This is a genomic window from Aquiflexum sp., from assembly GCF_977115555.1.
The window spans coordinates 1-9,356 of sequence record NZ_CDSBKL010000150.1; the positions used below are offsets into that span (position 1 = coordinate 1).

Sequence of the window (9,356 nt, forward strand, 5' to 3'; positions counted from 1 at the left end):
TTAATTAATCTAGTATAGACACTGGGGAAAGATGGGAAAGCTCGTGTAAATTAACGGTAGTTTGGAGATTCCAACTTATATTTTTCAGCAAATACCCTCTGTCAGCCCCTGACATCAAATTTTCTAAATACCAATTGGAGAAATTCATCAACCACCTCAGAGTCTTTGTTCCAACCTAATTCTCCCACATATCTTTCATTCAACAAGTGGATTGCTTCCACAAAACTCCCGCATTCATCAATTGATTTTAAGGCATGTTTCAGAAGGTCAGGGTTGCCGTCAAAAAGGTCTTTGGTAAACATAAACCGCTGGTTTAGTCCAACACTTTCAGAAAGATCCTTGATGCTGCCTTTCATGATGGAATATTGTTCTGATTCGAATCTTGTCCAGATTTTGGCAGGGTCTATTCCCTGATCTGGCCTGATAGTTTTGAAGAGTTTTTCTGCCGGGACATTTTCAAGTACAAGATCTTCTTGAGATAAGTAGTTTTCTTCGTGTTCCTTGACCGGACCTGAATCTTCCTTGAAATCAAATTCGGATTCTTTGCTTTCTCCCAATGTATCAAAGAAAGAATTGTCATTACCTTTTGCCAGTGGAACAGGTTCGGTTTTTGAAATCACTTTAGCTGTGACGAAATCTGTTTCCTCGATTTGGTCAAAATCAAGGAAATAAACCTGTCCCATGCTATTCAGAAGGATTTTGTATGACTCCAATTTTTCTTTTTGATTTAGAAAGTTGGTTTTCAATGCTTCCTGATAGGCTTCATGGGTGTGGGATAATCCTGCTTTGTCAATCAGGCTAGTGATCAGATGGGTATGCCATTTGATGTATTTCTTATTTTCCTTCAGGTATTGGTTGATTTCTTTGGCATTTTGTTTTCTGAATTCCTCTATGAAAAAATCCAAAGGGCTTACCGCCAAGAATATGGAATCGATGACAGCTTTCTCAAGGAGTGGTTCAAAATGAACCCGCTCAACTTTGATGGTCCTCGAAAGTACATTCATGAATTCCCTCAAGGCTTCATGGACAGCTTTGTCTCTATAATCAAAAAAGGGATTGCTTTTTAGTTTTTCCAATTCCAACTGCCATGCCTCAAACAGTGTTTTGATTATGAAAAAGTTGACCTGGACACTAGGTGTAAGTGTGATGATTTCCTGCCCGGTCATGTACTTTTTGGTCGGGAAATATCCGTCACATACTTTTTTACTGAATTCCTTGGCGTAGTTTTCTACGTAATTGCTGTTTAACTTCGCAAACATATTTAATGATTGAATTTTTTATGAATTAAGCACAAAGCATGCTGAAAATTATTATCCAAAATTTATTCCATAAAGAGATCGTTTCGACTCTTGAGGAGTGTAAAGTTATTGATTTAATCCATCAAAACCACATTGATTGGATGCATGCCTGCGGAAAAAAAGGAAGATGTACTACCTGTAAAATCATAGTCTTGGAAGGCATGTCTAACCTTTCCCCAATCACTGAAAGAGAAGAATTTTTCAAAGGAATAGGAAGGTTAACAAGTCATGAAAGGTTATCTTGCCAAGCAAAATTGACAAATGGAGAAATCCTAGTCCGCGTTGCAGAAGAAAACAAGTTTCCCCATATGCTCTATAGTGAATAGCAGCCCATGTTTATAGAAAGTTCTATTGGCAAATCCAGAAACCCTGAAAGGAAAGGACACATTGAGGTCATTTGTGGATCTATGTTTTCGGGAAAAACGGAAGAACTGATCAGGAGGCTCAACAGGGCCTTTATTGCCAAGCAAAAAGTTGAGATTTTTAAACCATCTATCGACAAACGATATCATGACAGTGATGTCGTTTCACACAATGACAATGCAATCAGGTCCACACCTGTCAGTTTTGCGGACGATATCATCCTGCTTGCGGGAGATTGCGATGTCGTTGGGATAGATGAGGTACAGTTTTTTGATAATAGGATTGTGCATGTGGCTATTGTATTGGCTAATTCAGGCAAACGTGTAATCCTCGCTGGTCTAGATATGGATTTCGAAGGCAATCCTTTTGAGCCAATGCCACAATTATTGGCAATAGCTGAGTATGTAACAAAAGTCCATGCAATCTGTATGAAATGTGGCGATTTGGCATCCTATTCCTACAGATTGGGTGAGGCAAAAGAGAAGGTTGTGCTGGGTGAAAAAGAATCATATGAGGCTAGATGTAGAACATGTTTTTTCGAAAAATTATGATGATAAGGTAGAGAAATTTGGTCAGCGCAGGTTCTGTTTCTGACGTTCACGGACCAATTGATTTCATATTATGGACAACAAAACCGTTTGAATATTTACTTCCTTTTGATTTTATGGATGTTTTATTACCTAATTTGAGTAGAGAGGTGTAGCCGCTAAAATTAATATTTTGTGAGACTTAAGAAATCAAAAGGTATCGTATTGTCCTATCTCAAATATAGCGAGACCTCTATTATTGTAAGGATTTTCACGAGGGAGTTTGGTTTGAAATCCTACATCATCAATGGTGCAAGATCAAAAACAAACAAAAGCAAAATGGCCTTTTATCAGCCCCTTACGCTTTTGGATCTGGTGATTTATGATAAAGAGGGTATTAACCTCAACCGGATTTCAGAAGCTAAACTGATTATACCTTTTCAATTGATTCCATTTGATTTTCTCCGGTCAGGCATCGCCATGTTTATGGCAGAAGTCATGGGAAAATCGGTTTTTGAAGGATTTCAAAATGAAGAATTCTTCGATTTTCTCGAATCAACAATCAGGTTATTGGATGAAAAAGAAACTCCTTTGGTACATTTTCCTTTGGTTTTTTTGTGGGAAAGCTCCAAATACCTGGGTTTCGCACCTGAAGATTCAGAATCATTTTTTATGGAATTGAAGCAATATCCGCAAGGTCAGGATGTGATGGAAGAAGAAAAGGACTATCTTAAATCTGTGATTGCTCAATCATTTCTTTGTAATGATACCTCCCCTTCCAAAATCAGGCGGAATATGTTGGATCATTTCCTTCTTTTCTATGGGAATCACCTTGATTTGGCTTACGATTGGAAATCCGTAAAGGTCCTTAGGCAAATGATGTCTTAAAATAAATCACCATCTCTTATGAAATATTTGTTATTTAATTATTGAAACCTTAATATTGCATCATCATAGTATCGCAAAGTCCTTCCCCCTTTGGATTTTACTTATTCTGAATCCCTTTTTCATTTAGTTCAGAAATACTCAAAATACATCATCACACATTTACACATCTTATTAATTACTCCGTAAGCTTTTTATGTATAACATAGAAGAATTAAAAATCAGGCTTCTTTCTGAATTGAAGGAAATTGCTGAAGAATTGGGCGTAAAGAACTTTAAAGCGCTTAAAAAAGATGAACTTGTCTACGCTATTCTAGATTTACAAGCCATCACAGATGAAAAGGCACTTCCTAAAAAAAGGCCTACAGTTGCAGAACCAGATATCGAACACAAGCCCAAATCTGAATTAATTGAATCTCCTGAATCACCCCAAGCGACACCACAGGAAAATAAATCTAAATTCAGAAGGGAAAATGTCACCGCAATCCCCAAAGAAGAAGCGCCGGTAGAAACAGAAGATAAAGCCGCCAAAAAAACCGAACCGAAACTTTCTCCAAGAAATGAAGATCGACCTTCCAAAAGAGTGGAAGAAAGACCTGCAAAAAGAATGGAAGAGAAGCTTTTTAAGAAACCTGAGCCGGTTAAACCCGAAAAAGCTGTGGCTATTGAACCCGAAAAGCCCAAATTACCGCTGCCTGTTTTTACTGCAGAGGATGAGAAGCCAAAATTTATCAGGCCTAGAAGGAAAGTTGTAGATGGTCCTGAGCCAATTCCGTTCAATATTGCGAGTGAAAAACCTTCCGCAGCCTTTGAAGTAGAGGTAGAAATCCCAAAAAGAAAAAATTTTAGAGATATTGAAGAGGCCCATATTCCTTCTGCAGAGGTATTCCAAACCAAAAGAAAACCTTATGTCAGTGTCAAGGAATTTGAAGGGATAATTGAAAATGAAGGGGTATTGGAAATCATGCCTGAAAGCTACGGCTTCCTAAGGTCATTGGATTATAACTACCTTGCTTCTCCCGATGATATATACGTTTCCCCTTCCCAAATCAAACTTTTTGGTCTCAAAACCGGTGATCATATCAAAGGATCTATCAGGCCTCCAAAGGAAGGTGAAAAATATTTCGCACTACTAAAAGTTATCACTGTCAATGGGAAAACTTCTGAAGAAATCCGTGACAGGGTTCCTTTCGAATACCTTACCCCACTTTTTCCCGAAGAAAGACTCAGACTTACCACCAAGCATGACAATTACTCTATGAGAGTTTTGGATTTGTTTGCTCCGATAGGTAAAGGACAGAGGGGTATGATCGTCGCTCAGCCAAAAACCGGTAAGACGATGCTTTTGCAACAAATTGCAAATGCGATTTCAGAAAACCATCCTGAAGTGCATTTGATGATACTTCTCATCGACGAAAGACCTGAAGAAGTAACGGATATGGCCCGATCAGTCAAAGCAGAAGTCATTTCCTCTACATTTGATGAACAAGCTGAGAGGCATGTAAAAGTTGCTTCCATTGTTTTGGAAAAAGCAAAAAGAATGGTAGAGTGCGGTCATGATGTGGTCATTCTATTGGATTCCATTACGAGACTTGCAAGGGCATACAATACCGTCGTGCCAAGTTCCGGCAAAATCTTATCAGGAGGTGTGGATGCCAATGCTTTGCACAAACCAAAGAGATTTTTCGGTGCCGCCAGAAATGTCGAAAACGGTGGTTCTTTGACCATCATAGCTACAGCTTTGGTAGAAACCGGATCTAAAATGGATGAGGTTATTTTTGAAGAATTCAAAGGAACCGGTAATATGGAATTGGCTTTGGATAGAAAACTTTCCAATAGGAGAATTTATCCTGCCATTGATGTCACCGGATCAGGTACTAGGAGGGAAGAGTTGTTGATGGATAAGGAAGAAATGCAGCGTGTCTGGATTTTGAGAAAACTGATGTCTGACATGACTTCTCAGGAAGCCATGGAATTCCTCTTGCAGAGGATGAAAGGGACGAGAGACAATATCGAGTTTCTTATCAGTATGAACGGTTAAATTTCAGATTTCAGATTTTAGTAAAAGCCCTTGTTCTCAGCGAATAGGGCCTTTTTTTTGCTAAAAAATGAATTTCGAATTAAGATTTTTGCTTTGTAAACTTAATATTTGGTTTATTGATTGCGGTTGATTTATTTCAATAAGTTTTTTATAAGGTTTACCAATACCTTATGGCTTTAAGAGTCACCCAAACTATTTAGAATAACTCAGAATGATTTCGATTTTTGTTAAAATATGGTCTTTCCATTTTTTGGGATCAAAAGGTTTCAAAGAAATGTCCTTGATGATAACCTTGTTATTTGTTTCCTTCTTGTCTTTCAGCGAAGGATCAGGTAACTGGGGTACGGAAAGTAACAGGCAAAGTATGTTGTGGTACCCCGGTAATTCTGGGGGGGGAGGATATGGCAGCAGAGGTTACATGCTTTTGCCTTCCAATGTTTCAGGATACAATGGAGGCCATAGGTTATATGTTTATGCCAAAGCAGGGGAAACCGTTTTTTGGGGATTTAGGAGATATGGATCAGGTAATATTAGGGTAAGGTGGTTTTATGATGCCAATTCCTCTGATTTTTTTCCAATAGGGACATCAGGTTCGGCTAGAACTCAAATTTCCTATCAGGAATATAATGCACACAGCAGTGGAAGTGCTCAGGGGAGACCTGGGTCAGCCTCTGCTGCTTTGAATGGGCCTTCTCAAATTACAGGTACTGGTTATCAAGCGTATTCTTTTGTCAACAATACCGGTGCGGCAAGGGCTTTTTGGGTAGAAATTTCCAATACTTCAAACAACCATATTTCTGGAGGATTTAATATCGACCATTGGGACATTACTGTCGCTTCAAATTCCCCAGGGGGCTATGATGAACATACCGGTCGGGTATATTCAAGATTTTGGAGTATTGCCAACTCTCGGCAAGATCCCAATTCGTCTACTTTGACGCTCACAAAGTCTTCTCCTGATAGCTATTCATTTCATGATAATTTTGGCTTTTATGTACCTGTGGACAATACATTTTCAGCAGCAGGGGATGATTATTTTGTCAAATACATCAATTTTGCCGGATCAAGTGGAGGATGGACAAGTTTTTTTGCCAACAAAGATGGGCCAAGAAATGACTTGACTTTTGAGGAAAACAGGAAATCCCAAATAGGTACTTCCTCTAATTTCCAATATCCATTGTTTATCAGCGATCCGGATCAATCGATTTGGAAATCTACAACTCCGCCCACAGCAAGTCTTGTCATTGACTACGAACCAAAGTTGCCACCTGATATCGGCGGTGAGGCTACTGTCAACCTGACCATCAGTTTGCCTGCAGTAGTAGATGTATTGATAGATCTGAATGGAAACCTAAGCTACGATGAGGGTATTGACCTGATTATTTCTGAAAAATACGATGCGCCTGGTACTTACCAGGTTTATTGGAACGGAGAAGATCCTGATGGAAATGTAGTCCCTATTGATAGTGATGTAGAGGTTGTGGCTACCGTTGTCTTTTTCCCGGTTCATTTTCCCATTTTTGATTTGGAGCAAAGTCTTGGAATGTCTGTCACCAATATCAGACCTGGTTCAAATGTAAACAACAGTATATTTTGGGATGATTCCTTGATACCTAGAACAGGATTGACTCCCAGCGATAGTCCCCAATCCCTGATGGTAAATACAACGGGGGTGCATGGTCCTGATCATATTTGGTGGGCTTCCGGCGATAATGGTTTCAGTAATAACATCACCATCAATACCTGGGCAGGATCTTATAACACTGAAATTCAAGGTTCCTTCAGAATATTGCCTGTACAATGGCTTTATTTTAGAGGAAAAGCGATTGAGAATAGGATAAGGCTGGAATGGGGAACAGCCCAAGAAAAAGACAACGAAAAATTTATCGTCCAACGATCCAAAGACGGTAAATCATGGTCTGAAATTTCAGAGAAAAAAGGAGAAGGAAACAGCGAAAAGCCTGTTTATTACCTTGATTGGGATACGAATCCCCTGGTCGGACCTAATTACTACAGGTTAAAACAGCTCGATTTTAATGGCAAAGATGATTACACAAGTGTCATAAAAGTTGATTTTATTCCTGATTGGGATATCCACCTTTTTCCAAATCCTGTTTCAGATGAATTGTTTATTCAGACAAAGGATGTAGATAAACTGGAAGTTGTCCTTGTGGACAGTAATGGGACCAAGATTCCCCTCCAGCCAAAATTGCTCAACCATGATAAATTGGTTTTTGATATCAAGAATATCAGTGCAGGATTATACCTAGTCTATGTGTACAATGAGGAAAAAACTTTGGTAAAAAAACTGATCAAGAGAGATTGAAAATTTTCGAATTCTGCTTTTGATATGGGGGAAAAAAATTTTCAGTAACCATGTTTTCAAAACTATTTGGACATGGCCTTTAACTTAATTATCTAGTCAATCATTATTTATTCTTAATATGCGTAAATTAATTCTTTTATCATTATTGATTGTAGGCATGATTTCCTGCCAACCGGATGGAGATGATCCGATTTCTGACCCAACTGTTTTGATCAATTCAGATTCTGAAGTCCTAAGCCAAAGATTTACTTTGGAAGGTGCAGGAGTAGTAGGCATCATTTCATCTGATGTAATCAACGGAAGGATTAGCCTAGATGAAGAGCCTGCCGGGAAAATTCCCATGATGTTGGTTTCTCAGGTAGATCCTCCTGTCTATGAAGGTAAAACCCTCAAAGCTACCCATGTGGATATTGCAGAAAACTTCGCTTACGTCAGTTACAACACTGAAGGTTCGGTATTTCTGGGTGCTATCGAAATATTTGACATTTCAGATCCTTTGTATCCAAAAATCACCAGTCAGGCAATCTTTAAAAATGCGGACATCAGTTCCCTCACCTACAAGCAAGGGAAATTATATGCTGCCGCCGCTTTTGACATTGACCAGGAATCCGGTATCACCACGCCTGCACAACTTGTCATAGTAAGCGTAAATAATGGTTTATTCACCTCTGACTTTTCAAAGTTTGATATAGAAGGCTTTGCAGGAGTAGATGTGACCACTACCGATGAAGATATCGCTGTAGCGAGTGGCAGTAATGGTTTGGTAGGTTTGTTTGATTCAAAAGGTGCAATGAAGGCTGAATTTCCAATGACTGACCTGAGGTCTGTCAAATATGGAAATGGAGTCCTTGGCGCATTAAGCGGAACAGATGGAATCAAGATTTTGGATCCGCAAAGTTTGAAAATTCTTTCTTCAATCAGTCTGGAAAAGGACATAGCAGAATCCAAGCGGACTTTGGATATGGGGCCTGGGTTGTTGATGGCATCCGAAGGAAGGCGCGGCGTTGGAGTTTACTCTATTGAATTGGGTACACTTTTGCAAAGATTGGAAATCCCATTGAATCCTGAAGGAGTTGCCGATGGTGACATCGTGACCAATGCCGTTTCTTATGATGACGGAAAAGTATATATGGCAAATGGGGGAGCAGGTATTTCCGTTTCTCAATTGGTGGAAAATGACATTTTGGAAGAGATTGGGATTTTGGGTATCAATGGTTCTTCAAACTTTATCAAATCTTATAAAGGATATATTTTTGTAGCTTCAGGAGCTCAGGGTTTGCAGATTTTGAACCTTGCAGAAAAAGAAGAGTTGGCAATTGATCCTGGAATTAACTGTAACAATCTTTCCCCTTATTCAGGCAATTCGAACCTCAATGTCAATGGAAATGAGGTATTTGGATTTTCCGGAGCAAATACCCTCAAAAATGTCAATATAAGTGGGGAACTCACCTATTGTGGTTCACTTGCTATTGAAAGTAGCCTCAATATCAACAGTGGGGGATTGTTTATGATGAATGGTTCTTTTGTCTTTGGACGATGGAACAAAAACAACAAATTGACAATAAATAGCAATGCCACGCTTAGGATATCAGGTTCTGTTGTCATATACGGCGACTTAAATCTTAATTCAGGAGCTACAATTGAGTTTGTTGGTGAAGCCAATAGCTTAAGTATTTTTGGCAAGGTCTCGAAAGGTCAAGGAGTAACTATCAAAGGAGATTTCACTGATACAGAGAATAAGCTGAAATAGAAATTACAAAATTTAAAAAAAGCGAACCCGGCGGGATTTCGAAAGAAATTCTTCCGGGTTTTTTGTTTTTATTGATTTTGAGATACTTTTTTGGGAAACAACTTTTTTACCCATTAAAACCAAAAGAGTCCTTAAACTTTTAAGAAAATTGTTTCAAACTTTAATA

Annotated in this window: 7 protein-coding genes; 6 read left to right on the plus strand and 1 reads right to left on the minus strand. The window is 38.8% G+C overall.

Translation table 11 applies throughout. The features are described 5' to 3' along the window. Positions 1-101 precede the first annotated feature (101 nt). A complete protein-coding gene (locus ACZFYI_RS10480; RefSeq protein ID WP_462524081.1) occupies positions 102-1,259 on the minus strand; it encodes a hypothetical protein in 1,158 nt (385 codons plus the stop codon). Between the two features lie 38 nt (positions 1,260-1,297). On the opposite strand from ACZFYI_RS10480, the gene ACZFYI_RS10485 reads away from it, so the two are divergent. The 6 genes from ACZFYI_RS10485 to ACZFYI_RS10510 all read left to right on the plus strand — a co-directional run bounded on the left by ACZFYI_RS10485 (position 1,298) and on the right by ACZFYI_RS10510 (position 9,190). Further along, entirely contained in the window at positions 1,298-1,624 is a 327-nt protein-coding gene (locus ACZFYI_RS10485; protein WP_462524082.1) for a 2Fe-2S iron-sulfur cluster-binding protein, read from the plus strand. 6 nt (positions 1,625-1,630) lie between these two features. Further along, the gene (locus ACZFYI_RS10490; protein ID WP_462524083.1) at positions 1,631-2,212 is read left to right on the plus strand and encodes a thymidine kinase; all 582 of its coding nucleotides are present in this window, start codon (positions 1,631-1,633) and stop codon (positions 2,210-2,212) included. A 171-nt stretch (positions 2,213-2,383) separates the two neighbouring features. After that, entirely contained in the window at positions 2,384-3,076 is a 693-nt protein-coding gene (gene recO, locus ACZFYI_RS10495; RefSeq protein ID WP_462524084.1) for a DNA repair protein RecO, read from the plus strand. A 193-nt stretch (positions 3,077-3,269) separates the two neighbouring features. Continuing rightward, positions 3,270-5,114, plus strand: a complete 1,845-nt coding sequence (gene rho, locus ACZFYI_RS10500; RefSeq protein ID WP_462524085.1) for a transcription termination factor Rho — start codon at positions 3,270-3,272, stop codon at positions 5,112-5,114. Positions 5,115-5,397: 283 nt separating this feature from the next. Next, entirely contained in the window at positions 5,398-7,440 is a 2,043-nt protein-coding gene (locus ACZFYI_RS10505) for a T9SS type A sorting domain-containing protein (protein WP_462524086.1), read from the plus strand. A gap of 118 nt (positions 7,441-7,558) precedes the next feature. Continuing rightward, positions 7,559-9,190 carry an LVIVD repeat-containing protein gene (locus tag ACZFYI_RS10510; protein WP_462524087.1) on the plus strand — a complete coding sequence of 544 codons (1,632 nt, stop codon included), beginning with the start codon at positions 7,559-7,561 and terminating at the stop codon, positions 9,188-9,190. The last annotated feature ends 166 nt before the right edge of the window (positions 9,191-9,356 follow it).